The sequence below is a fragment of the Microbacterium flavescens genome, from assembly GCF_018588945.1.
GTDB classification, from domain to species: domain Bacteria; phylum Actinomycetota; class Actinomycetes; order Actinomycetales; family Microbacteriaceae; genus Microbacterium; species Microbacterium flavescens.
Genome location: NZ_JAFIWA010000002.1, coordinates 26,920 through 51,300 on the forward strand (window position 1 = coordinate 26,920; position 24,381 = coordinate 51,300).

The 24,381-nt window shown below is 69.3% G+C and carries 17 protein-coding genes and 1 tRNA gene; 12 read left to right on the plus strand and 6 right to left on the minus strand.

Annotated features, from left to right (window positions below; translation table 11 throughout):
- Window positions 1-6: 6 nt before the first annotated feature.
- From JX005_RS03795 to JX005_RS03810, 4 genes are all read left to right on the plus strand, one after another.
- The gene (locus tag JX005_RS03795; protein ID WP_214466103.1) at window positions 7-2,982 is read left to right on the plus strand and encodes a hypothetical protein; all 2,976 of its coding nucleotides are present in this window, start codon (window positions 7-9) and stop codon (window positions 2,980-2,982) included.
- 180 nt (window positions 2,983-3,162) lie between these two features.
- Entirely contained in the window at window positions 3,163-3,921 is a 759-nt protein-coding gene (locus JX005_RS03800) for an HNH endonuclease family protein (protein ID WP_214466104.1), read from the plus strand.
- 110 nt (window positions 3,922-4,031) lie between these two features.
- Window positions 4,032-4,544, plus strand: coding sequence for a hypothetical protein (locus JX005_RS03805; RefSeq protein WP_214466105.1), 513 nt, complete (start codon window positions 4,032-4,034; stop codon window positions 4,542-4,544).
- Window positions 4,545-4,806: 262 nt separating this feature from the next.
- Window positions 4,807-5,574, plus strand: coding sequence for a DUF6994 family protein (locus JX005_RS03810; protein WP_214466106.1), 768 nt, complete (start codon window positions 4,807-4,809; stop codon window positions 5,572-5,574).
- A gap of 51 nt (window positions 5,575-5,625) precedes the next feature.
- Here JX005_RS03810 and JX005_RS03815 read toward each other — a convergent pair.
- Both JX005_RS03815 and JX005_RS03820 read right to left on the minus strand, forming a co-directional pair.
- Window positions 5,626-5,701: transfer RNA gene (locus JX005_RS03815), tRNA-Met, on the minus strand.
- Between the two features lie 99 nt (window positions 5,702-5,800).
- Window positions 5,801-6,277: a heme-degrading domain-containing protein gene (locus JX005_RS03820; RefSeq protein WP_214466107.1), complete on the minus strand. Its 477-nt coding sequence runs from the start codon at window positions 6,275-6,277 to the stop codon at window positions 5,801-5,803.
- 239 nt (window positions 6,278-6,516) lie between these two features.
- Here JX005_RS03820 and JX005_RS03825 point away from each other — a divergent pair, with 239 nt between their 5' ends.
- Entirely contained in the window at window positions 6,517-9,612 is a 3,096-nt protein-coding gene (locus JX005_RS03825; RefSeq protein ID WP_246533548.1) for a S8 family peptidase, read from the plus strand.
- Window positions 9,613-9,713: 101 nt separating this feature from the next.
- Here the strand turns inward: JX005_RS03825 and JX005_RS03830 are convergent, their stop codons facing one another.
- Window positions 9,714-10,118, minus strand: a complete 405-nt coding sequence (locus tag JX005_RS03830) for a DUF8738 domain-containing protein (RefSeq protein WP_214466109.1) — start codon at window positions 10,116-10,118, stop codon at window positions 9,714-9,716.
- A gap of 79 nt (window positions 10,119-10,197) precedes the next feature.
- Window positions 10,198-11,214: a helix-turn-helix transcriptional regulator gene (locus JX005_RS03835; RefSeq protein ID WP_214466110.1), complete on the minus strand. Its 1,017-nt coding sequence runs from the start codon at window positions 11,212-11,214 to the stop codon at window positions 10,198-10,200.
- 62 nt (window positions 11,215-11,276) lie between these two features.
- On the opposite strand from JX005_RS03835, the gene JX005_RS03840 reads away from it, so the two are divergent.
- The 3 genes from JX005_RS03840 to JX005_RS03850 all read left to right on the plus strand — a co-directional run bounded on the left by JX005_RS03840 (window position 11,277) and on the right by JX005_RS03850 (window position 16,584).
- Window positions 11,277-12,344 carry an ATP-binding cassette domain-containing protein gene (locus tag JX005_RS03840; RefSeq protein WP_214466111.1) on the plus strand — a complete coding sequence of 356 codons (1,068 nt, stop codon included), beginning with the start codon at window positions 11,277-11,279 and terminating at the stop codon, window positions 12,342-12,344.
- Window positions 12,341-13,138 (plus strand): ABC transporter permease, encoded by a 798-nt coding sequence (locus JX005_RS03845; protein ID WP_214466112.1) that lies wholly within the window; start codon window positions 12,341-12,343, stop codon window positions 13,136-13,138. Before JX005_RS03840 ends, JX005_RS03845 begins: the two co-directional genes overlap by 4 nt.
- A gap of 386 nt (window positions 13,139-13,524) precedes the next feature.
- The gene (locus tag JX005_RS03850; RefSeq protein WP_214466113.1) at window positions 13,525-16,584 is read left to right on the plus strand and encodes a hypothetical protein; all 3,060 of its coding nucleotides are present in this window, start codon (window positions 13,525-13,527) and stop codon (window positions 16,582-16,584) included.
- A 106-nt stretch (window positions 16,585-16,690) separates the two neighbouring features.
- Here the strand turns inward: JX005_RS03850 and JX005_RS03855 are convergent, their stop codons facing one another.
- Both JX005_RS03855 and JX005_RS03860 read right to left on the minus strand, forming a co-directional pair.
- Window positions 16,691-17,065: a hypothetical protein gene (locus JX005_RS03855; protein WP_214466114.1), complete on the minus strand. Its 375-nt coding sequence runs from the start codon at window positions 17,063-17,065 to the stop codon at window positions 16,691-16,693.
- An 11-nt stretch (window positions 17,066-17,076) separates the two neighbouring features.
- Entirely contained in the window at window positions 17,077-18,660 is a 1,584-nt protein-coding gene (locus JX005_RS03860; RefSeq protein ID WP_214466115.1) for a PspC domain-containing protein, read from the minus strand.
- 114 nt (window positions 18,661-18,774) lie between these two features.
- Between JX005_RS03860 and JX005_RS03865 the strand changes: the two genes are divergently transcribed.
- The 4 genes from JX005_RS03865 to JX005_RS03880 all read left to right on the plus strand — a co-directional run bounded on the left by JX005_RS03865 (window position 18,775) and on the right by JX005_RS03880 (window position 24,371).
- Window positions 18,775-19,974 (plus strand): ATP-binding protein, encoded by a 1,200-nt coding sequence (locus JX005_RS03865; RefSeq protein WP_214466116.1) that lies wholly within the window; start codon window positions 18,775-18,777, stop codon window positions 19,972-19,974.
- Window positions 19,967-20,641 carry a LuxR C-terminal-related transcriptional regulator gene (locus tag JX005_RS03870; RefSeq protein ID WP_214466117.1) on the plus strand — a complete coding sequence of 225 codons (675 nt, stop codon included), beginning with the start codon at window positions 19,967-19,969 and terminating at the stop codon, window positions 20,639-20,641. Before JX005_RS03865 ends, JX005_RS03870 begins: the two co-directional genes overlap by 8 nt.
- 78 nt (window positions 20,642-20,719) lie before the next feature.
- The gene (locus JX005_RS03875) at window positions 20,720-21,868 is read left to right on the plus strand and encodes an NAD(P)/FAD-dependent oxidoreductase (protein WP_214466118.1); all 1,149 of its coding nucleotides are present in this window, start codon (window positions 20,720-20,722) and stop codon (window positions 21,866-21,868) included.
- Between the two features lie 43 nt (window positions 21,869-21,911).
- Entirely contained in the window at window positions 21,912-24,371 is a 2,460-nt protein-coding gene (locus tag JX005_RS03880; protein WP_214466119.1) for an ATP-dependent helicase, read from the plus strand.
- Window positions 24,372-24,381: the final 10 nt, after the last annotated feature.

A 24,381-nucleotide genomic window follows, 5' to 3' on the forward strand; every position in this document is an offset into this window, starting at 1 on the left:
GCGGTCGTGCTCGGCATCGATGTCGACCTGGAAGTCCGTCGCGTCGAGGTGGACCTGTTCGAGGCGCTCGCCCGCGAGGTCCTCACGGTCGTGAGGCTTGTGAAGCTTCGGTCGGCTGCGCCGTCGCGTGAAATGGACGCTTTGCAGGATGCGATCGCCGAGCGCGTTCGCGAATACGTCCGCAAGTCGATGCCGATGCCGAACCCCGGCACGACGGTACTTGACCAGACGGCGGAGCTGAAGCACGCGACGCTCATCTGCGCGCCGACCGAGTTCCAGTTGCAGCAGCGTGTGGACTGGGCATCCTCGGAGTTCGGAGTCGTCGTCGTGGCCTCGCCCGAGGACCGATCGAGCCCGTGGTCAGGTGACGCTTTCGTCCGCGACGACGATCGATTCGTGGGTTTCACGCTTCTCCACGTCGTCAGCGTGGCGGGGCTGTGGCGTGGACTGCCGACTGGCAGCTTCGAGCTGGTGCGCCGAGAGGAATCGGGCCACAGAAGCGTCTGGCTCTCACGCGTCTTCATCAACGCCGTCCTCGCCGGTGCACTCAGCCGTCGGGCTGCTGCCCAGGTATTGACCGAGGCCGCGCGATCCGATTCGGCCTTGGTCGACCCCGGCTTCAGCGCCCCACCCGTCGGCACCGTCTTCATCCAAGACGGCCAGGTCAGCGGCTACATCGATGAGATGGTTCAGGGGGCGATGTCGCTCGACGGCGGCGCGCTGGAGTTCAACGAACCAGCCGTGACAGCGGAGCCTGCGCGGGACCGGTCCAACGCCGGGACGGAGAGCGTCCGGTTCGTCTCGTTCAGCGCAGACAAGCTAGCTCGGGTACCGGTGTGGACCTGGCGCTGGCTGACGTCGGCCGCGTACCGTCGCGTCACCAAGGCCCTTCACTCCGACGAAGGGTCCACGGAACTCGTCGGGTACGAGTCGCATGTGTTCGACACCCGTGAGCTCGAGCTGATCGCAGACGCCGAGCGCATCGTCATGGACGAGCAGCGCGCCAGGGCTGAAGCCGGTGCGCCCGCCTCTGTGTCTCACATCAAGTCGACACCGAGACTTTGGGCGCGGTTGAGAGAACTCGTCTTCGGCTCACTCGATGGCAGTGCCGATCTCAGCGACCTTGGGTTCGCACCGATCGAGGATGCCGTTCCCATCTTCGGACGTGTCAGCGATGTGCTCGCACTGCCTGAACACCCGTGGCTCCCACCGCGAAGTCTCGTTCCCCACGACTTCCCGGAGCGGGTCGACTGGTACGTGCTCGCGCTGGAGGACCCGCGCGAGCGCCTTGTGGACGCTGCGGCGGACGCCAGCGCAGCGCGAGACGCCGCGCAAAGGGAGGTCACCACGCTGCAGCAGGATGTGGAGCGTTTGAAGGCCGAGCTCTCAACTCCGATAGCCTCGCCGGTCGAGGCACCCCCTTCAGCAACGCCCGCCGCTGCAGGGACGGAGTCCGGGCCTGCGGCACCGCCTCCGCCGCCGGCACCCCCGGCCGGTGATGCTCCGGAAACGCTGGCACTCAAGACGTCCATCGCAAGGGTCGAAACCAAGCTGGGAGAGGCGACGGCCGAATTCGCACGATTCTCCATCGAAGCCGAGCGGTTCGAGGGTGGCGTCAACGCGTTCGACGAGTGGGCCTCCACGCAAGATCGGACGTTCGTTTGGCGCCTGTTGACACGCCTGGGTGGCGAGCGCCGCGCAGCGGAGCAGAAATCCGCCGAATTCAGTGAGCAGATCGACTCGCTTACCATCCCTGAGCCCGGTGAGCTGATCAGACTCCGCAGCCGATTCCACCGAGTCGTGGTTCCGACGTGGCTCATCGGCGCAGTGGTGGCGGGCCTCTCCGTCTATGAACTGGTTCGTCGAGCGATCCGCGGCGACGACATCGCGTCTGAAATCGAACTGTGGACGATCCTGGGCGCGACCGTCGGGGTCGTCGTCATCATCAGCGTGATCGCCCTGATCGCCTACCACCGAGGGTGGTCCCGTTTCCAGCGCCGGATCAATCTCGAACGGCACAGGCTTGCGCAGCTCGGAACCAATTCGCGGACCGCGCGGCAAGAGGCGTCTCGGCTGGCTTCGCTGCATCGTCAGACCGTCGATTGGCTCGTCCTGCTCTCCCGCGCGATCCATCGACCGTGGCACGTGCCCGAGCAGTGGACTGCCAAGGACGACCTCGAGGTCGCGCGCTCCCGCATGCCGTTCGCCGTCCAGGTAGCCACGGTCGTCGATGACGACCACGCCAGCGCAACCCGGCTGCGAGGCGTGATGACCGAGCATCTCTTCGTGCGGGGCTGGCGCCACGACGCGTTCACCTCGCTCGTGCGCGAGATCGCTATCGATCGCGGCATGCTGTCGAGTTCGTTCGGTCCGCACACGCTCGACGAAGACCTTCCGCACGCGTCGAACCACAGTCGGCGCATGCTGCTGGCCGCGATCGACGATGAGCACGTCCTGACGCGAGTCGCCGGGCCACGTCTGGAAGAACTTATGAAGGCCGCCCATCGGGATGAGGGTCAGGTCACCCGTCCCCGCGTGCAGCCCGTCGTCGATGATCCGCTCCATGTGATCGCCCGCGGCCCCAACGGCGAGCCCATCGCCACCGATCGCGCGTGGGATGACTTCCTTCTGGGATCGCTCGCCGGCCGCACCGACCCCATGACTCCGCTGAGCGCGACCGTGCTCACCGAGATCGAGTTGGGGGAGCGGCACCACGAGCGCGTGCAGAGTCATCTGGTGTTGCCCGAACGACTCGCGGCGAAGCTCGCCTACTCAAAGGACACCCCCGTGCAGGTCGTCTCGTTCCCGGATGATTCCACCGGGGTGGTCGACCTGAGTTGGAGGGTCGACATCGCTGGACCGGTCCCGATTCGCGCGATCCACCTGTGGGATCGGACGTCGCGGCCGCGCAATCCCGAGAGCTCGGCGGTGCCCACCACGAACACAAGCGGGGATGCCGAAGAGATCGACACCGGCATCTGACCGATGAGCTTACCTCCACCACGCCCCGGCGCCGCCGGCGCGTCCCCGCCGCCGCGCCCGACTACGGGCTCGGTCGGCGCATCTCCGCCCCCGGGCAGGCGTCCCGCGCCGGAGACGTCAGCGCCTGCGGTCGCACCGGCGCCAACGAGACCTCGATGGGCGCTCGCAGGCGGACTTGCTGTGATCACGCTGGTGGTCGGAGTACTCATCGGGTTCTTGCTGGGGTCGGCCGGCAGTGGTGTCACCGCATCGCCTGCAACCACTTCAGCGGCGCCGAGTTCGGCGACGGCGCCGCCATCCGTGACGAGGCTGGCGACACCGTCGCCGGACGCGGTTCCCTCGCCCACGCCGACGGCCGCTGCGACGCAGGGAGCGACCGACACCGTCGCGCAGACGCGATTGCTGCTCAACGACATACCGATCGTCGACGGACGCTCAGAGGCTCGTTACTACCGCGATGCTTTCGGTGAGACGTGGTACGACGTCGATGGGAACGGATGCCGCACGCGAGACGACATCCTCGGGCGCGACCTGACGAATCCGACGTTCAAGCCCGGAACAAACGAGTGCGGGGTGAAGAGCGGCGTACTCACCGATCCCTATAGCGGCGTCGTCGTCGATTTCGTGTCTGGGTGGGACACCTCGCAGCTTGTGCCCGTCGATCACATCGTCGCGCTGGCATGGGCGTGGCGCCAGGGCGCCGACGACTGGACGGCCGCACAGCGACTGAAGTTCGCGAACGATCCGATCAATCTTGTCGCAACGACCCGAGAGATGAATGACGAGAAGTTGGATCACGGTCCCAGCCAGTGGCTGCCGCCGCTGCAGGCCAGCCGGTGTGACTACGTCGTGCGGTGGGTGACGGTCCTCGGCGTGTACGAACTGGGCGTCAATGCGGCGGACAAAGCTGCGGCAGAGTCGGTCCTCGATCAGTGTTGATCCCTCGGCGTGAGATGGCTGTTTAACGAACGTTCGGACTCGACTGCGAGGGAATCGATGCGATCCGAAGACACCGTTGCGGATGGCGCCATCGCACGTAACGATGGCCTATGCCTGCGGACTCTGCAACGCTCAAGCTCATCGACGACGCGCTCGCCCGAGATGAGACCCGGATCGGCGATGTATTCCGGGGAAAGAGAGCGGGGCTGACGAACGCGCAAGTCGCGAAGACGGCTGGCGCGACAACCCATGGCTGGGTCACGAACTACAACGGCTACATCGAGAGCATAAGGACTGCGAAGGTTCCCGATGGGGACAATCGTCGACAAGAAACTCGACGGGCTGTGGAGTCGTTTCTGGATCGACACCGGCGGGAGCTCAACGGTGAAGCGCGCTCGTGGCTGAATCGAGTCATCGCGGATCTGTCCCTGGCAGGCGGGAACCGTCCAGAGGTGAATGATCGCGAATGGGTCGGTGGCGCGGACGGGGGCAGTGGCCACTTCCAGACGATTCAAGTTGACGCAGAGGTCTACCAGCTACTTGTTGATCGCAGATCACGGGACGACCGGACCCTGAATGACACCCTCGGCCGGTTGCTTTCGCGCGACTCGTGCGGATTATGAGCGGATGCCGGATCCGTCCGGCCTGCTCGACCAGCCCCTCACCATCCGGGAGTTGCGTGGCGTGCATGAAGCGGTCGCGGGTGTGTGACTGCTGCCCGACTCGGTCCGGCGGTCGATGCTCCCGCAACTGGAGGCGACGGGCGAGGTGGCGCGATCGGGTCGTGGACGACCCGCGGAGCTGTACCGGAGGGTCGACCACTTGTGACGGCGGACGCTGGGCGTCCCGCGGGTTCGTCGCTCGGCTCGGATCTACACTTCGCGTATGGGCGGACGCTCTCAGATCGACACGACCTTTGACGTGCGTACGGACTCTTCGGGGAAGGACCCAGACAGTCACAGCGCGACGCTCCGCCGGTACCACCGACTGCTGTGGAGTAAGCCGCTGCCGGACGGATCCCCATTCGACCTCGACGCGCGGCTTCGGCACAGTTCGGAGAAAGGGGTCTTCTGGCTCGCGAGCGATGCCATCACACACACGTACTCGACTTGGTCAAGGCCAGCGCGTTTGGTCGCAGTCCTGCGCGAGGTACCTCCCGCGGAGTTGACGGCTTTCTACGATCTCGGCTGCACGGTGGGTGCCTACACGGTCTTCCCTTATGCGATCCAGATCGATGGCAAGTGGCGGCGGTCGATCAACCAGGCTCGAGGAATGCACCATCAGGTGCGGGACCGATTCGACCTCACTCTTGAGTGCATACGACGTCACTACGATGGCGGCGAGCCGAGCCCACTGAGTGATGTGCTCGCGGACTACTCCGACTTCTTTCGACTCTTCGACAGCTTCCGCGGGTACGTCCAGCACTTCCTCCTGGAGGATCTGGTCGAGCACGACTATCGATCAGTGAAGTTCCTCAAGGGCTTCGACGCCTTCGCCGGTGACGCGCTCCCTGTCGGCGATATCGCGGAGTACCGGGAGTACATGATGCGCTCGATGGACTTCATCCGCGCGCGCAACGTGCGGATCGATCGCTTCGCGTCGGCGTTGGAGGCGGGTGACCCCGGTGAGGTCCGATACACCCCCAAATTCTGAGCCGCACGACTCCGTCGAGGATTCCGCAGCACGCATTTTCCTCAAAGAACGTGGACGCGACGGCGGGAGTCGAACCCGCAACACGCCCGGGTATGAGCCGGTGCCCGGGACCACCCGGATCGCCGCGATGACCACACGCTAGCCGCGACCGACGACATATGCCCGAAGCGTTACCCATGGTTGCGCCGCGCGTCGGCATGTGACGGGGGCCGGGCGCGGCATCCGATCACATCTCTGCGAGATAGGCGCGCAGGTGCTCGACGACGAACGCGTGGTCGTCGGCCTGGGGGAGCCCAGAGACGCCGGCGGTGCCCACGACGCCCACGCCGGCGATGGTGATCGGGATCACGCCGCCGTGCGCCGCGTACAGCTGCGGGTCGAGCCGGGCGTCGATGTCGAAGTCCTTGCCGACCGCGCGGAACGACTGGCCGACGCCGTACGACGAGCGGCCGTACCGGCGGGCGACCCGGGTCTTCCGCTCGAGCCAGCTGTCGTTGTCGGCGCTCGATCCGGACAGGGCGGTGTGGAAGACGCGGGCCTCGCCGAGGGTGATGCCGATGACGACCGGCAGGCCGGCTTCCTCGGCGGCTGTGCGCATCCGTGAACCGAGGATCCAGGCATCCGAGAGATCGAAACGGGGCAATATCAGCTCGCGCTCGTCGGCTTCGATGCGGTCGAGGATGCCCTGCGCGTCGTCGCTCATGGGGACGAGCGTATCGCCGCGTAAGAGGCGGTTCGCTGTGCATCCGGACAAGTCAGCCGCCGCTAACGGGGGGTCGGCTGTGCGGTCTGCTCAACCTGAGAATTCACCGTTGACTTGATATGGATTGCCACATACGGTCGCCGAAGTATCTCGCTTCCCAACCCCCAGTCCGAAGCGGGATCATCCACACCTCCAACCCCCAGTACGGAGAAAGTAGGACCCCCTTGTACCGACGTGTATTGGCGGTCGCCGCTGTCGTGGCGCTGTCACTCCCCGCAACCGCGGCATTCGCCGCGACAGACGACGACCCGTCGTCGAAATTCGAGAAGGCCGAAACGCGAGGTGCCATCAGCGCCACCGTCGAGCCGATGAGCGCCAATGCGAGCGGAGACGTCACCGTCGTCGTCGAGCTCGCCGGCGACCCGGTAGCCGTGGTCGAGGCAGAGAAGGGCCGCGAGCTCAGCAAGGCCGAACGCACGGCCATCAAGAAGTCGCTCGAGAAGGTCCAGCAGCCCGTCGTGGGCGCGGTCGAGGCAGAGGGCGGCGCCGTCGAGGCCACGATGCAGTCTGCGTACAACGGCGTGCAGGCGACCATCCCGGCCGAGTCCGTCGACACCGTGGCAGCGCTGCCCAACGTCGTCGCCATCCACGCGGCCCGCACGTACTCGATCGACAACGCGGTCTCCGTCCCTTACCTGGGCGTGCCCCAGGTGTGGCAGAACACCGGATACACCGGCGAGAACATCAAGGTCGCCATCATCGACACCGGCATCGACTACACCCACGCCAACTTCGGCGGCCCGGGCACGGTCGAGGCCTTCGAGGCGGCGAACGCCGCCGAGACCGAGGCCGCCGACCCGGCGTACTTCGGCCCGAACGCCCCGCGCGTCAAGGGCGGCTGGGACTTCGTCGGCGACGACTACAACGCCAATGACGACGCCAGCGTCCCGATGCCCGACGCCAACCCGCTCGACTGCAATGGTCACGGCAGCCACGTCGCCGGCACCACCGGCGGCAGCGGCGTGACGGCCGACGGCGCGACCTACACCGGCGCGTACGACGAGTCCACCGCGTCGCGGCAGTGGAAGATCGGCCCCGGCGTCGCGCCTGAGGTCGACCTCTACGCCCTGCGCGTGTTCGGCTGCGAGGGCTCGACCAACGTCACCACCGCCGCCATCGACTGGGCCGTCGCCAACGACATGGACGTCATCAACATGTCGCTCGGCTCGAGCTTCGGCCGTGCCGACGACCCCGAGGCCGTCGCCGCCGCCAACGCCATCGGCGCGGGCGTCGTCGTCGTCGCCTCGGCCGGCAACGCCGGACCGGCTCCCTACATCGCGGGCTCGCCCGGCAACGGCGAGGGCGTGATCTCGGTCGCGGCCGTCGACAGCACCGAGAGCTTCCCGGGTGCCACCGTCACCGTGAACGGCGTGGCCGTCCCGGCGATCAACGCCAACGGCGCTGACCTCACGGGTCTGCCCGGCATGACCGTCGTGCGTCTGGTCGACAACCCCGCCACGAGCGAGAACGAGGCGCTCGGCTGCTCGACCGATGCTTACACGAGCAACGGTGTCGCGCCGGGTCTCAACCAGCTCGCCGTCTCCGAGCGCGGCACCTGTGCCCGCGCCGCGAGGGCGATCTTCGCCGAACAGGCCGGTGCCGCTGCTGCTCTCATGGTGAACAACACGAACGACTACCCGCCGTTCGAGGGTGCCATCACCGAGAACCCCGACGACGGCACGCCGTTCGTCGTCACCATCCCGTTCCTCGGTGTGCGCATGTCGGACGGTGCGAAGTTCGTCTCGGGCGCTCCGGCGACGATCGCCGCCGCCGACCTGCAGAACCCCGGTTTCCGCGGCTACGCGTCGTTCTCGTCGAACGGCCCGCGCAGCGGTGACAGCGGTGTGGCAGTGGATGTCGCGGCCCCGGGCGTCTCGATCGTCTCGACGGGCGTCGGCACGGGCAACGGCCCGGCCACGATCTCGGGCACGTCGATGGCTGCCCCGCACGTCGCGGGCGTGGCTGCTCTCACCGTCCAGGCCCACCCGGGCTGGAAGGCCGGCGAGGTCTCGGCAGCCGTTGTGTCGTCGGCCGACCCGGAGAAGGTCGCGGGCCAGCAGATGACCCGCGGCGGTGTCGGACTCGTAGATGCCGCGCAGGCCGTGGCGACCACCGTCACCGCGACCGGCGACGCGTTCCGCACCGACAGCGGCTGGCTCCGTGAGACGGCGCTCAACTTCGGGTTCCAGGAGTCGTGGCTCGGATTCGCCGGGCTGAAGACCATCACCCTCACGAACCACGGCGACAAGGCGGTCACCTACAAGGTGAGCTCCGCACCCTCGGCCCAGTCCGAGAACGCGAAGATCACGTTCAACCGCACCTCGGTGAAGGTTCCCGCCAAGGGGAAGGCGACGGTCATCGTCGCCCTCGCCGCGGCGGCCGGATCCGTGGGCTCGTCCACGGTCGACCCGTTCGCCCAGTACGAGTTCTCGGGCGACGTCGTCCTCACGTCGGACTCGTCCACGCTGCGCGTGCCGTACCTCCTCGTTCCCCGTTCGGACAGCCGTGTCGCCTCGTCGACCAGCGCGCTGTTCGGCAAGAAGGAGCAGGTCGCGGATGCCGAGAAGTCGGTCAAGCTGACCAACAAGATCGGCGCCCTCGCAGCCGGAGCGGACTTCTACACGTGGGGTCTCACCGACGGCAAGGACGTGCCGAAGACGATCGGTGACACCGGGTTCGACCTGGCGTCGGCGGGCGTGCAGTCGTTCGCCCAGTCCGACGGCGACCAGCTGCTCGTCTTCGCGGTCAACACCCACAAGCGGTGGTCGAACGCGGCCAGCAACGAGTTCGACGTCGTGATCGACCGCAACGGCGACGGGAACGCCGAGGCCATCGTGTTCTCGGCCGACTCCGGTCTGGTGCGCGCGGGTTCGGCCAACGGTCGTTCGGAGGTCTTCATCAGCACGCCGCAGGGTCTGCTGGCGGCCGGCTTCTACGCCACGGCGCCGACCGACAGCAGCACCATCCTGCTGCCGGTCTTCGCGAGCGACCTGGGTCTGACCTCCGCCGCCGGCTCGTTCGGCTACACGGTCGCCAGCTACTCGATCACCAACTCGGCCGGCTCCGACGAGATCGAGGGTGTCGCGAACTACAACCCGTGGTCGCCGGCGCTCGAGAACGGCCAGTACGTCGAGGTGCCGCGCAACGGCAGCGCGACGGTGCCGGTCGCCGTCGACGGTGACGCGTACGCGACGCAGAAGCCGCTCGGTGTGATGGCGGTCGTGCTCGACAACAAGTCCGGTACGAGCGAGACGGTCCTCGTCAAGACGAAGTAACCGTCCGCAGGCGCGCGAGGGCGGCACTCCCGAATGGGGGTGCCGCCCTCGTCGTCTGCGTCGTCTGTCGTCCTGGCGGTCGGATCGAGCGGATGCCTCGCTCAGGCCTCGCAGAGCACGGGAGAGTCGCCGCGGCCGAACCGGTAGTCGTAGGTGGTCCCGTCGACCTCGACGACGACTCGCATGCCGTCCACGACGGCCTGCGTGTACGACATCCCCGGCTTCGGGCAGCCGAGGGCGCCGTTCGGCCACGACACGGCCTCCGCGCTCACGAGGACCGGCTCGCCCTCGGCCCCGTCCGCGGCGAGGGCCGCGGTGATGGCGTCCCACTTCTCCGGGGGCACGTCGACGGGCGTGCCGGTCGGCGCGAGGGGTCCGGGCGTGGTCGTCTCGAACGCGGGTCGGCTCGACGACGGGGTGGGATCGGTCATGGGTCCTCCGGTGGCACAGGCGGTGAGTGCGAGCAGGAGCAGGCCTCCGGCGCCCGCGAGGATGGGTCGGCGCATGTCACTCCTTCGGTCGGCGCCAGCGTAGGTGCGGGTCCTGCAAGTGCGCTGAGCCCGGGCCGCGCCGCCGCGACGCCAGTCAGTCCTGCCCCATCCGCGAACGGGTGGCCACGACCCGGGGCGGCGGCGGGGGAGCATCGATGGCACGCAGCATCCGCTCGAGAGACTCCCTGAGCTGCGAACGAGAAGGTTCCGCGAGATCGGTCGTGTACTCGACGCCCTCGGGGATCCACATCAGCCCGTACATCGTCTCGCGCCAGTCGGCTCCGCCGACCGGCCAGCGGGTGTGCGTGTCGTCCTCGGCCTCGGCGCCCTGACCCCACTGCCCGAAGAACTCGCGCATCGTGTCGAGCGGAAGCTCCATGACGGCATCCGCCTCCACCTTCTGGCGCACCCACGATCGCGCGACGAAGATGAACTCCTCGATCTGCTCGGGCGTGAGCGGCCTGGGTTCGAAGAGCACGCGCGTGTGCTCCACACCGGCGAGGCGGTCGACGCGGAAGGTGCGCCAGTCCTCCTTGTCGAGGTCCCAGCAGAGCAGGTACCAGTGCCGGTCGGCGGGGGCGAGCGCGTGCGGCTCGATGCGTCGCCGGGTGACCTCTCCCGAAGCGGCCGTATAAGAGAAGCGCACGCGCTCGTGGTCGCGGCACGCCAGGGCGAGCTCGCCCAGCACCTCGCTCGACACCGCGGCGCCGGCGTTGATGCCGGTCGGCTGCACCGCTTCGGCGAGCGCGGTGACGCGTCGACGCAGGGGCGCGGGCAGCACCTGCTCGAGCTTCGCGAGGGCGGTGATGGTGGTCTCGGGTCCGGAGACGAGCCGCTGGGATGCCGCCACACGCAGCCCGATCGCCATCGCGACGGCCTCCTCATCGGTGAGCAGCAGCGGCGGCACGGCACTGCCGGCCTCGAGGCGGTAGCCGCCCGCGGCACCCGGCGAGGACTCGATGCGGTAGCCCAGGTCGCGCAGGCGCTCGACGTCGCGGCGGACGGTGCGCTCGGTGACGCCGAGCCGGCCGGCCAGTTCCGAGCCCGGCCAGTGCCGGTGCGTCTGGAGCAGATTGAGCAGCGAGAGCGCTCGCGTGGTCGTGTCGGACATGTCCTCAACAATGCCCCAAATCGCGGACAGGATCTGTCCGCTATCGCTTCTAGCTTGGGAGCATGGCGAACGAACCGATCATCGAAGCGCACGGCCTGACCAAGCGCTTCAGCGTCAAGAAGAAGACCGTCGAGGCGGTCACCGATCTCACATTCCAGGTCGCGCGAGGAGAGCTCGTCGCGTTCCTGGGTCCCAACGGCGCGGGCAAGTCCACGAGCCTGCGCATGCTCACCACCCTCATCCCGCCGACCGCCGGCACCGCGCGGGTCGTCGGCTTCGACATCCTGAAGCAGCCCGCCGAGGTGCGCGCACGCATCGGGTACGTCGGCCAGCTGACCAGCGGCAGCTTCTCGCAGCGCGCCCGCGACGAGCTGCTGAGCCAGGGAGCGTTCTACGGCCTGTCCAAGGCGGCGAGCCGCGCGCGGGCCGACGAGCTCATCGAGTCGCTCGATCTCACGGGCTTCGCGAATCGCTCGGTGCAGCAGCTGTCGGGGGGACAGAAGCGGCGTCTCGACGTCGCGCTCGGGCTCATGCACGCGCCGCCGCTCATCTTCCTCGACGAGCCGTCGACGGGCCTCGACCCGCAGAGCCGCGCGAACCTGTGGCAGCACATTCTCGACCTGCGCCGGAAGTACGGCACGACGGTCTTCCTCACCACGCACTACCTCGAGGAGGCCGACCGCTACGCCGAGCGCGTCATGGTCATGGACAAGGGGCGGGTCATCGCCGACGACACCGCCACCGCGCTCAAGGCGAACCTGGCCGGCGATGTGCTGACCTTCGGCTTCGCCTCTGAAGCGGATACCGCAGCCGCCGTCGCGGTCGTGCAGCGCCTCACCGACCGCGAGGTGCGTCGCGAGGGCGGCGCCGAGGTCACGCTGACCGCACCCGACGGCGATGCCCTGCTGCCGACGGCGGTGCGGGCGCTCGACGCGGCGGGCATCCAGGTGCGGCGTGCGACCGGCGTGCCGCCCACCCTCGACGACGTCTTCCTCGCACTGACCGGACGCACGCTGCGCGAGGCCGGCGAGGGCGAGGCGGAAGAGAGCGAAGAGACAGCGGATGCCTCGGCCGAGGCATCCGCATCCGTCACGGAATCCGTGAGCGAAGCGACAGGAGCGAGCCGATGACCACCATCCAGGAAGAAGCGCGACCCGACACAGTCGTGCGGGCCAACCCCGCCCGCGACACGTGGAACGTGCTCACGCGGGAGCTCAAGCCGGTCGTCCGCGATCCGTTCACGCTGATCTTCAGCCTGGTGCAGCCGCTCGTCTTCCTCGGCCTCTTCGCGCCGCTGCTCATCGGCTCGTCGGGCGCGCCGGTGGGGGAGACCCTGCAGTGGTTCGTGCCGGGCGTGCTCGTGATGATCGTGCTGTTCGGAACCGGCGCGACCGGGTCGAACCTGCAATACGAGATGATGACGGGCTCGCACGAGCGCACCCTCGTCGCCCCGCTCGCACGGTCGTCGCTGCTGGTCGGCCGCGCGCTCAAGGAGATCGCGCCGATCGTCGTGCAGGCGCTCATCATCGTGCTGATCGCGTGGCCGTTCGGGTTCACCATCAACGTGCCGGGGCTGGTCATCGGCCTGGCCCTTCTCGCGGTGTTCGGCGTCGGGCTCGGCTCGCTGTCGTACACCCTCGCGCTGAAGACGAAAGACCGCGAGTGGCTGTTCTGGGGCGTGCAGCAGACGCTGATCTTCCCGCTGCTGATCCTGTCGGGCATGCTCCTTCCTCTCGACGACGGACCCGCCTGGATGAAGGCGGTCTCGACCGTCAACCCGGTGAACTGGGTCGTGCAGGCCGAGCGAGCCCTGTTCGCCGGTGACCTCGGCGCCGTCGAGGTGCTGTGGGGCTGGGTCGCGGCGCTGGTGCTGGCGGCGCTCGGCCTGTGGGCCGGGATCCGGGCGATGCGCAAGAGCAGCTGAGCCGGACTCCCAAGCGTCCGCGGGCGCCGAGTTGCCAGTTGAGGAGGGGACGCGCGAGCGAAACCCACCACAGCTGGCAACTCGCCCGCCTCGGCCCGCCTGGGCGGGCGGAAGCTGCCTTGCGGCGGGATCGGGTCCGGCCCAGAGTGGGTGGATGGCCGTCGCACGCTGGCATCCTCCGTCCCTATAGCCCCCGGCTGACCCAACCCGACGCGTTTCGTCTCGCTCGCTCGCTCCCTCGCTCAACGGCCGGGGGCTGGCCCAACCCGGGTCGTTGAGCGAGCGAGCGAGACGAAACGCCGCAGACCCCCGGGTCGTTGAGCGAGCGAAGCGAGACGAAACGCCGCGCGTCAAAAGCACTGGTCACGGCGGGGTACCTTTATCGAATGACGCAGGCGACACGGCGAGGCATCCTCGCTGTCGTCACCGGTCTCGTGCTGCTGGCCCTCGGCGCCGGACTCGGCGCCGTCGTAGGCGACGCGCTCGGCATCCGCACCGAGCCGGCCGCGCAGATGGAGCCGGCCGCTCCGACCGCGCCTGACCTGGGTCCCGTCGTGCCGGCACCGTCGTGGACGACGGTAGACGCTCCCGAGAGCCCCCGCTTCGACGCCGCCATCGAGAGCCTGCTCGCCGCGAGCGCTGATGCCCCTGAGCGCGACGGCGAGGCCACGCTGACCGTCGTCGTGGCTGCGGACGGCGACGAGGACGACGAGACCTATCGGCTCTCGGGCACCGCCACCGCTCTCGTGATCGAGGCGGCCGGCGAGAGCGGGGCCGTGCGGGGCATCTACGACCTTGCCCACCAGGTGCGCACCGGTCAGTCGGTCGCCGAGCACCTCGGCGAGGAGATCACGTCGGCGCTGCCGTTCCGCATGGTCGACATGGGCGCCGTCGGCGTCGAGCCCGACCCTGCCGCATGGGAGCCGGGCACCGACTACTCGCACGCGTCCAAGGCGTTCGCCCAGGTGCTGCTGCCCGAGTCGCCGTACATCGACGAAAATGCGCTCGACGAGGCCTTCGCCGACTTCGACGAGTTCGTGCGGCACTCGCTGGCCAACGGCTACAACGCCGTCGCCTTCCCCGGTTTCGTGGAGTTCGTCGCGTTCGATGAGGTCGCCGACGGAGCCGTCTACACACCGGGCGACGAGCATCGCGCCCAGGCGCTGGCGCTGCGCGACGCGTTCGGACCGTTCTGGCAGCACGCCGACGAGCTCGGCATGGACGTCTTCCTGCGCACCGACATGCTGACGCTCACCACTCCGCTCGAGGACTACCTCGTCGACACGTTCGGCTCGCTCGACACCGAGAATCCCGCGCTGTGGGACGTCTACGCCGCCGGACTCGACGAGCTCTACGCCGCCGAGCCCGCGCTCGACGGAATCCTCATCCGCATCGGCGAGGCCGGCGAGGTGTACGACGTCGAAGGCTGGGACTACTACTCGCAGCTCGCTGTGCGCACCCCGAAGGCTGTGCGGACGATGCTCGAGACGCTCAGCACGCAGGCCGAGGCATCCGATCGGGAAGTGATCTTCCGCACCTGGAGCGTGGGTGTCGGCGCCGTCGGCGACATGCACACCAACTCGGCCTCATACGAGGAGGTGCTCGGCGGCATCGACTCGCCCGCGCTCATCGTGTCGACCAAGTACACGCTCGGCGACTTCTACAGCTGGCTGCCCCTCAACGACACCCTCGAGCAGGGTGCGCAGCGGCGCATCGTCGAGTTCCAGAGCAGGCGCGAGTTCGAGAACTTCGGCGCGTTCCCCAACGACCTCGGCCGCGAGTACCAGTACGCCCTGCAGACGCTGCTCGAGGCGAACGACAACATCGAGGGAGTCTGGGTCTGGACGCAGGACGGCGGTCCCTGGCGCGCCGGTCCCATGACCCTCTATCTCAAGGCGGGGTTCTGGCAGCTGTACGAGCTCGACACCGTCGTGGCCTCCGCGCTCGCCCGCGACCCCGAGACCGACGTCGCGGATGTGACGGCGAGCTGGGCAAGGCAGTGGTTCTCGGACGACCCCGCCACGGTCGCGGCCATCGTCGAGGCGATGGGCCAGTCCCGCGAGGCGATCGAGCAGGGCCTCTACATCGAGCAGTTCGCCGACCAGCGCGTGTTCGCAATCGGGCTCGAGCCGCCGCCCATGATGTGGATCTTCGAGTGGGACATCCTCACCGGCGACTCCGCCGTGCTCGATGTGCTCTACGCGATCGCGCGCGATGCGACGGGCGGCGACATCGAGCAGGCCATCGCCGGCGGCGACGAGGCTGTCGCGACGGTCGAGCTCATGCGCGAGACGGTGGCGGGGACGGATGCCTCGACCTGGCGCGACCCCGCGCTGCGCGACGCTTTCACCGAGACGCTCGACTACGAGGCCGATGTGCTGCGGCTGCTCGCGGCGTATCGTGCCATGATCCTGCACCTGGGGCAGTGGCACGACACGCTGTCGTCGGAGGCCTACGCCGCCTGGGACGCCGACCGCGCCGAGTTCGAGGCGCTCGCCGCCGCGCACATCGAGGCGTACGAGGGCGACCTCGACTATCCGGCGTACAACCTCACGGCTGCGCAGCTGGGCGTGGAGCGCGCCGAGCGCGACCTCTCGATGTCGTGGCTGGCGCGCGGGCTGCTCGTGCTCGCGCTCGCGTGGGTCTTCATCGGCATGCTCGCCGCGCGCACCAGCCTGGTGCGCCGTCCCGGGGCCGCGGCCGCCCGCGCCTCGTGGATCGCGTCGACACGGCCGTGGCGGGCGCGCGAGTCGACGCTCGGCATGCTCGAACTCGACCGCTGGCTGCTGCTGATCGTCCCGGCCGCGCTGCTCGTCGCGACGCGGGCGGTGCAGACGTCGTTCCTGTCGTGGACGCACCTCGCGATCGTGTTCGCGGCGTGGGCCGTGTTCGCGCTCGTCGTGCGCATCCTCGTCGGCCGCCGGTCGCCGTGGCCGGTCATCGCGGCCGTGGGCGGGGTCGTGGTGCTTCGCTGCATCGTGACGCTGACGGCGCTGTCGTTCACGGGTCCGGGCGGCTACTGGTTCGCGTTCTGGACCGAGCCGGTGTTCCGAACCGCCTACATCGCGGTCGCCTTCGCGCTGTTCGTGTGGGTGTTCGTCGCCGCGGGCTGGGCGCTGGCGATGCAGGTGCGGGCGCGGCGCGCGACCGGCTACGTGCTGGCCGGTGTCGGCGCCGGGTTGGCGCTGCCCGCGCTCGTGATCGGAGTGTTCGGTCTCGAGCGGGCGCTGACCCTCTGGAACGACGAGATGGGCCTGCTGCCGTGGGGTCTGGCGCGCATCCTCGGCATCACGACGTACCTCGAGATCCCGCCCGAGACGCCGTGGATCGCCGCCGCGTTCGGCGGTGTGCTCCTGCTCGCCGGGGTGCTGCTCGCGATGCCGTGGCAGCGGCGGGAGGACGAGGCATCCCGCCCCGCCTCGATCGCGGCGGACGACCTCAGCTGACCCAGCTCGGGGGCGAAGCCGCCCTCGCCACCCCTTGTTGAGTGTCCAGGACGTGCCGCGCGCTCGGCCGGAGTGACGGCGTGTCCTGGACACTCAACGGGCGGGGTCAGGGGTCGACGGTCATCCGGAGCTGGGCGTTGCGCAGCAGTGCGACCCCGCCCAGGATCAGCAGCAGCAGTCCGCCGGCGAGGACGACGACCCCGATCACCCACCCGGGGTGCAGGTCGGCGGGCGACAGAGTCCGCAGCCACTCGCTGATGGCGGAGAGACCGGATGCCTCGGCCAGCGTCCACAGGGCGGTTCCGGCGAGCACGGCGAAGACGGCGCCCCAGACGATTCCGGCCCAGCGGACCCGGGGGGAGGAGGGCGTCTGCAGCGATTCCACGTCGGCGGCGGCATCCGCGTACGGAGCGTACGTCAGCGGCGGTGGCGTGAAGGACTGCGTCGGTGAGGGGAGGGGCGCGGTGGGTTCGTTGTCCATGGTGAGTCCGTTCAGGGCTGGTAGATGGAGACGGAGACGGTGCCGGATCGCTGGTCGAGGATGACGGTCTGCCGGGTGGGCGGCTCGGCAGAGTCGGCCGGCGTGTTGTCGATGCGCTGGCGCACCACCGTGCGGCCGTCGGCGCTCGCGGCCCCGTCCCACTGCCCGTCGGCGACGGGCTCGCCGGTCTCTCCGTCGAGCGTCGACCATTGCACGCCGTCGGGACTCGTGACCTGCAGGGTGAGGATGACGTCGCCTCCGACCCAGATGTCGGTCGAACCGCTGCGCTTGTCGACCCGGATCGTCTCGCCTGAGGCGCCGTCGGTTCCGCCGAGGTCTCCGATGTCGATGGAGAGGTGACCCCAGACCTGGGTGAAGTCGCGCGGATCCCACGATCCGACGACCGTGTCTCCGAAGACGATGCCGCGAGTGACGGGCACCGCCGCCGTGCTCGTGCCGGCGATCAGGAGGGCGACCGTCAGGAAGGCGAGGAATCCGCTGCGACGGCGGATCGTCCCTGCGACGATCATCGCGATCGCGACGACCAGCGCCGCCGCGAAGAGCCCGACGGTGACCGCGACGAGCAGCTCGTCAGGCTCCACGGCGCTCCGCCACAGTGACGTGATCGCCCCGACGATGAGCGCGGCTCCCATCGTGAAGACGACGTACCCGAAGCTCGTGCGCGGGTTCGAGGCGCGACGGATGCGGCGCTGCGCCGCGGCCTCCGCGGTGAAGGTCGCCATGGCCGCGGCCCGCTCGGCCCTGGACTGATCGCGTGCGGCGCGCTCGGCATCCTGCTGCTGCTGTCGCCACGCCTGGTCCTGGTTCTTCCACGCCGCATGCTGCTCACGCCACGCGGAGATCTCGGCATCCGTCGCCACTCCTGCCGGCGCGGCCGGCTCGAGCGGCGGGGGAGTCAGGGCGGATCCGGCGGCCGACGGTGCTGAGTCGTCGGCGCTCGCCGGATCCGCCGTCGCGCGGACGCCCGAATCGTCCTGCGCGGATTCGCCGGAGTCGCTCGGATCCGCGGAAGCCCTTCGCGGATCCGTCACAGGCGCGACGCCGGACGTGGGAGCGCGGTGCGATGACGACCGCGCGATGAGGTAGATGATCCCGCCGATGGCGGCGACGGTGACCAGGGTCCAGAACCCGCCCCACGGCGACCAGTCGAAGAACGGGCCGAACGGCAGCGCGGCGGCGAAGAACCACGGCACGACCGGGAAGATGCCGATGAGCAGCATGAGGCCGATGCCGACCATCGCGGGGTCGAAGCGACGATCGACGAGCTCGCGCAGGTGGAGACGGCCCGAGAGGTCGGGCAGCAGCGCCCAGGCGATGCCGTAGACGAGGAACATCGGAAGGCCGAACAGCGCCGCGACGACGAACACGCCGCGAACGATGATGGGGTCGATGCCCAGGCGGGCGGCGAGGCCCGCGCACACCCCGCCGATCCAGCCGTCACCGCGGGCGATGCCGAGGTCGGTCAGCCAGGCGAAGAAGCGGTCCCACGAGGAGGGACGCCCACCGGGCGGGGGCGGCGGTGGTCCGGGATCGGCGAGAGGTGCAGCATCGTGTGCGGCAGAGGCATCCGTCATGCTTCGATCCTCCGACGCCTGCGCACCGCCTCGCCATGGGGTGATCCCCTGAGCGGACCCTGATCTTCGCTCCCGGGGTGCGGCACGCGCGAGTGAGGGTGGTTGGATTGCGGCATGTCCTCGTCCGCCCTGCCCGCCGCACGCGACCGCGCGCCGCTGCGCCGCCCCCGCGCGTGCGCCGTGTCGGGAACGTCGGAGGCCCTCGCCGCGCACCTCGGCTGGGGGACGACCGCCGTGCGGATGATCCTCGTGCTGCTCACCCTGCTCTGGGGTGCGGGTGCGCTGCTGTACGCGTGGATCTGGGTGTTCACTCCGTGGCAGGAGGGGGATGCCGCGCCCACGCGACGCGTGCCCCTGGCGTGGATTCTCACCGGCGCGGCCGGCGTGGGGCTCGTCGCGACGTCCGCGGCGCTCATCAGCACCGCATCGGCGCAGCTGCCCATGACCACGCAGCCCGGCTGGTTCGTGTGGGTCGCCTTCACGACCGCGTGCGCGGTGGCGGCGGGGATGTGGGCGACCTTCGTCGATCGCGACGATCCGGCTCGCGGACCCGGGCACGAGCTGGCGGTGCGGCTCACCGTGACGGGCGTCCTCGTCGCGCTCGTCGTCATGCAGGTCGCGATCCTGCAGGAGACCGGGCTCGTCGCCTTCCTGTTCGCCGTCGCGATCATCGTGGGCATCGCGGCGGTCTACTCCTCGACCCTGATTGCGAAGTGGCGCGCGCTCTCGGGCGAGCGCGTGCGCCGCATCCGGGAGGAGCAGCGTGCCGAGATGGCGGCGCACCTCCACGACTCGGTGCTGCAGACGCTCGCCCTGATCCAGAACCGCGCCGGAGCGTCCAGCGAGGCGGCCCGGCTCGCCCGCGCCCAAGAACGCGAGCTGCGCTCGTGGCTCTACGACGGCGACGCCCCCGCCGACAGCGACCTCTCCACCGACCTGCGCGACTACGCCGGCGGTCTCGAGCTCGACTTCCCGGTGCGCATCGACGTGGTCTCGGCCGGCCTGTCCACCGAGCGCGCGAGCGGCGAGATCGCCGCGGCTGCCCGCGAGGCGATGCTCAACGCCGCCCGCCACGCCGGCGGCGAGGTCTCCGTCTACATCGAGGGCACCACGACCGGCGTCGACGTGTACGTGCGCGACCGCGGGCCGGGATTCTCGCTGGACGCCGTGACCGGCGATCGCCTGGGCGTCCGCGAGTCGATCATCGGGCGCCTGCGCCGGGTGGGAGGCTCGGCGACGGTGAAGCCGGGTGCGGGCGGCGTCGGAACCGAGGTCCATCTGCACTACGCCGGAGAGGAGGCCCGACGTGGGTGACACCCTGCGCGTCGTGCTCGTCGACGACCATTCCATCTTCCGCTCCGGACTGCGGGCCGACCTCGATCCGTCGGTCGAGATCGTCGGGGAGGCGGCCGATGTGGCCGGTGCTGTCGCGGCCATCGCCGAGCTGCAGCCCGACGTCGTGCTGCTCGACGTGCACCTGCCCGGCGCTGCGGATGCCGGCATCCCGGATGCCAGCGGCGGCGAAGCCGTGCTGCGTCGCTCTTCGCCGCTGGCCCCTCAGACCCGCTTCCTGGCATTGAGCGTGTCGGATGCCGCGGAAGACGTCGTGCGCGTGATCCGCGCCGGCGCCCGGGGGTACATCACCAAGGGCTCGTCGGGCGACGAGGTGAGCCGCGCGGTGCACGCCGTCGCAGGAGGAGATGCCGTCTTCTCCCCGCGCCTGGCGGGATTCGTGCTCGACGCGTTCGGCGCCGTGGCGGGCGAGACGGCGACCGCCAACGACGAGTTGGATCGACTGTCGGCGCGGGAGCAGGAGGTCATGCGCCTCATCGCGCGCGGCTACGCGTACAAGGAAGTCGCGGCGGAGCTCTTCATCTCGAACAAGACCGTCGAGACGCACGTCTCGGCCGTGCTGCGCAAGCTGCAGCTGTCCTCGCGGTACGAGCTCACCGCGTGGGCCTCGGAGCGCCGCCTGCTCTGACGCGGGCCCCGCTCACCGGTCTGGGCCGCCCGCTAGAGTGAGCGCGTTCGTGCTCTTCGACGTGGGATCGGGGTTCTCGTGAGCAAGCGTGTCGTGGTGCTGGGGGCCGGGTTCGGCGGGCTGGAGCTCGCGTCGACGCTCGCCGAGGAGTTCGCCGGCGAGATCGAGGTGGTGCTCATCGACCGCACCGAGGGGTTCGTCTTCGGCTTCTCGAAGCTCGACGTCATGTTCGGGCGCACGTCCGCCGAGCAGGTCTTCCATCGGTACGCCGATCTGGTGAAGCCGGGCGTGACCTTCGTGCACGCGGAGGTGACCGCGATCGATGCCGGGGCGAAGCAGGTCGAGACGACGGCGGGCACGTTCGCGGGCGACTTCCTCGTCATCGCGCTCGGCGCCGACTACGACATCGGGCGCACGCCCGGGCTCGCCGAGATCGGGCACGAGTTCTACAGCGAGGCCGGCGCGTTCGCGCTGCGTGACACCCTCGCCGCGTTCGAGGGCGGCGACGTCGTCATCGGAATCACGGCCGGACCGTTCAAGTGCCCGCCCGCCCCCAGCGAGACGGCGCTCATGCTCGACGAGCGGTTGCGGGAACGCGGCATCCGCGACTCGTCCACCATCTCGCTGGTGATGCCTTTTCCGCGGCCGATTCCGCCGTCACGGGATGCCTCGGCCGCGCTCCTGGCCGCGTTCGAGGAGCGTGGCATCGAATGGCATCCCGAGACCAACGTGCGTTCGCTCGACCCCGGGTCCCGGGTCGCGAAGCTCGGTGACGGATCGCAGCTGCCGTTCGACCTCTATCTCGGAGTGCCAGTGCATCGAGTCCCCGCCGTGGTCGAGGCATCCGGTCTCACCGTCGACGGCTGGGTACCTGTCGACCCGGCCACGCTGGAGACGCCGTGGCCGGACGTCTTCGCGGTGGGCGACTGCGCGGCGGTCGGCACCCCGCGTGCGGGCGTGTTCGCCGAGCGCCAAGCGGCGACGGCAGCCCGTCAGATCGCCGCGCGCGTGCGCGGAGCCGCGGGCGGCGAAACCTATGATGGCCGAGGCATCTGCTACATCGAGTTCGGCGGCGACGAGGTCGGGATCGTCGAGGTCTCGTTCTTCGAAGGCCGCCCGAACGGGTCGCTGCAGGGCCCGTCGCGCGAGCTGGCCGCGAACAAGCACGAGTTCGGAGCCTCCCGTGTGCGCCGCTGGTTCGACCGGGAGTGGGCACCGCTCGGCTGAGCGGGGGGCGGGTGTCGCCGCGCGCGCCTAGACTTGTCGGGCCATGACCGACGCCCCCTTTCCTCTCATCGTCGGCGGAGATCGCGGCCCCCAGCAGGCCGGCGCACGCCCCGACGAAGACCTCCTCACCGGGCTGAACCCCCAGCAGCGCGAGGCCGTCACCTACCGCGGTCCGGCGCTGCTCATCGTCGCCGGCGCGGGCTCGGGTAAGACGAGCGTGCTCACGCGCCGCATCGCGTCGCTTCTGCGCGCACGCGAGGCGTGGCCCAGCCAGATCCTGGCCATCACCTTCACCAACAAGGCCGCGGGCGAGATGCGCGAACGCGTCGAGCAGCTCGTCGGCGACACCGCGCGCGGCATGTGGATCTCGACGTTCCACTCGGCGTGCGTGCGCATCCTGCGCCGAGAGGCCGAGCAGTTCGGCTTCACGAAGGCGTTCACCATCTACGACTCGGGCGACTCGCGCGCGCTCATCAAGCGGCTCGTCAAAGAGCACGAGGCCGACGCCTTCGGACTCACGCCCGCGGCGACGCAGAGCAAGATCTCCAAGCTCAAGAACGAGTTGGCGGATGCCGAGTCCTACGCCCGCTCGGCGAACATGAGCGACCCCGCCGAGCGCGTGTTCGTCGAGCTGTTCGCGGCGTACCAGCGCGAGCTGCAGCGCGCGAACGCCTTCGACTTCGACGACCTCATCGCGCAGACGGTGTTCCTCTTCCGCGCGTTCCCGCAGGTCGCCGACGTCTACCGCCGGCGCTTCCGGCACATCCTGGTCGACGAGTACCAGGACACGAACCACGCGCAGTACGCGCTCATCCACGAGCTGACGCGGCCCATCGGCTCCGACGCCGGTCCGATCGCGTCCTCCGGCGGCATGATGATCTTCGAGCCCGAGCCGGCCGACGATCCCGAGCACGCGGGCGCCTCGCTCACGGTGGTCGGCGACTCCGACCAGTCGATCTACGCGTTCCGCGGCGCCGACATCCGCAACATCAGCGAGTTCGAGCGCGACTACCCCGGCGCGAAGGTGGTGCTGCTCGAGCAGAACTACCGCTCGACGCAGAACATCCTGTCGGCGGCGAACGCGGTCATCAGCAACAACTTCGACCGCAAAGACAAGAAACTGTGGACCGACGTCGGTGCGGGCGAGCAGATCGTCGGGTTCACCGGCTACTCGCAGCACGACGAGGCGCAATTCGTGGCCGACGAGGTCGAGGTGCTGCGCAAGGCCGGCATCGACTACTCGCAGATGGCCGTCTTCTACCGCACCAACTCGCAGTCCCGTGCGCTGGAGGAGATCTTCATCCGGTCGGCCGTGCCGTACAAGATCATGGGCGGCACGAAGTTCTACGAGCGCGCCGAGATCAAAGACGCCCTCGCCTACCTGGTCGCGGTGTCGAACCCCGCCGACGAGATGGCGATGCGGCGCATCATCAACCGTCCCCGCCGCGGCATCGGCGACGTCACCGTCGAGGCGATCTCCCGCTACGCGCAGGAGGAGCAGATCACCTTCCGCGATGCGCTCGCCAACGCGTCGGCTCTCGGTGTCGGCCCCAAGATCCAGACGGCGATCGCTCATCTCGACGCGGTCCTGGCCGAGGCATCCGCTCTCATGCTTCCCGCCACCGGCGAACTCGCGCCGCCGACCGCGGTCGCCGAAGGGCTCCAGCTGCTGCTGAGCAAGAGCGGGTACTACGACGCGCTGCGGGCGAGCAAAGACGCGCAGGACGAAGCGCGCATCGAGAACCTCGACGAGCTCGTCGCCGTTGCGCGGGAGTTCGCGCGCAACAACCCCGAGGGCACGGTGATCGACTTCCTCGCGGAGGTCGCGCTCGTCTCCGACGCGGATGATCTCGAGGATGCCTCGGGTTCGGTCTCGCTGATGACCCTGCACACCGCGAAGGGCCTCGAATACGACGCGGTGTTCGTCACCGGTGTCGAGGAGGACCTCATCCCGCACCGCATCTCGGCGAACGAGCCCGGCGGACCCCAAGAGGAGCGACGGCTGTTCTACGTGGGCATCACGCGCGCCCGTAAGCGGCTTTACGTCTCTCTCGCGATGACCCGGGCGCAGTTCGGCGAGGTGACGGTCGCGATGCCGAGCCGGTTCCTGCAGGAGATCCCGGCCGAGCTGCTCAACTGGCGACAGTCGCCGGGCGACGTGAACTCGCGCGGGGGCACGCAGTCGCGCGCGCTGAACGCGCGCCGCGCGTCGGGCTCCGGCTACGGCGGATCCGGCAAGCGCTACGGCGACGACCTCGTGCCGCTCGCGAAGCGCGAGCCGAGTGGCAACCTCGAGCGGTTCGCGAACCGCATCCCCGCGAAGGTGCGAGACAACGGCGACATGCAGCTTGCGCCGGGCGACCGCATCCGTCACGACGACTTCGGTGAGGGGCGCGTGGACGCGGTCACCGGCGAAGGTGCGAAGCGCGTGGCCCACGTACGGTTCGACAAGGTCGGTCCGAAGAAGCTGCTGATCAAGATCGCGCCGATCGAGAAGCTGTAGCGGCGGTCGC

Bases quoted from the DNA above. Each gene is read 5' to 3' on its own strand.
- JX005_RS03860 (WP_214466115.1), bottom strand. From the start codon at position 18,660: ATGACGGATGCCTCTGCCGCACACGATGCTGCACCTCTCGCCGATCCC.
- JX005_RS03855 (WP_214466114.1), bottom strand. From the start codon at position 17,065: ATGGACAACGAACCCACCGCGCCCCTCCCCTCACCGACGCAGTCCTTC.
- JX005_RS03820 (WP_214466107.1), bottom strand. From the start codon at position 6,277: ATGAGCGACGACGCGCAGGGCATCCTCGACCGCATCGAAGCCGACGAG.
- JX005_RS03810 (WP_214466106.1), top strand. From the start codon at position 4,807: ATGGGCGGACGCTCTCAGATCGACACGACCTTTGACGTGCGTACGGAC.
- JX005_RS03880 (WP_214466119.1), top strand. From the start codon at position 21,912: ATGACCGACGCCCCCTTTCCTCTCATCGTCGGCGGAGATCGCGGCCCC.
- JX005_RS03840 (WP_214466111.1), top strand. From the start codon at position 11,277: ATGGCGAACGAACCGATCATCGAAGCGCACGGCCTGACCAAGCGCTTC.
- JX005_RS03830 (WP_214466109.1), bottom strand. From the start codon at position 10,118: ATGCGCCGACCCATCCTCGCGGGCGCCGGAGGCCTGCTCCTGCTCGCA.
- JX005_RS03805 (WP_214466105.1), top strand. From the start codon at position 4,032: ATGCCTGCGGACTCTGCAACGCTCAAGCTCATCGACGACGCGCTCGCC.
- JX005_RS03835 (WP_214466110.1), bottom strand. From the start codon at position 11,214: ATGTCCGACACGACCACGCGAGCGCTCTCGCTGCTCAATCTGCTCCAG.
- JX005_RS03845 (WP_214466112.1), top strand. From the start codon at position 12,341: ATGACCACCATCCAGGAAGAAGCGCGACCCGACACAGTCGTGCGGGCC.
- JX005_RS03850 (WP_214466113.1), top strand. From the start codon at position 13,525: ATGACGCAGGCGACACGGCGAGGCATCCTCGCTGTCGTCACCGGTCTC.
- JX005_RS03865 (WP_214466116.1), top strand. From the start codon at position 18,775: ATGTCCTCGTCCGCCCTGCCCGCCGCACGCGACCGCGCGCCGCTGCGC.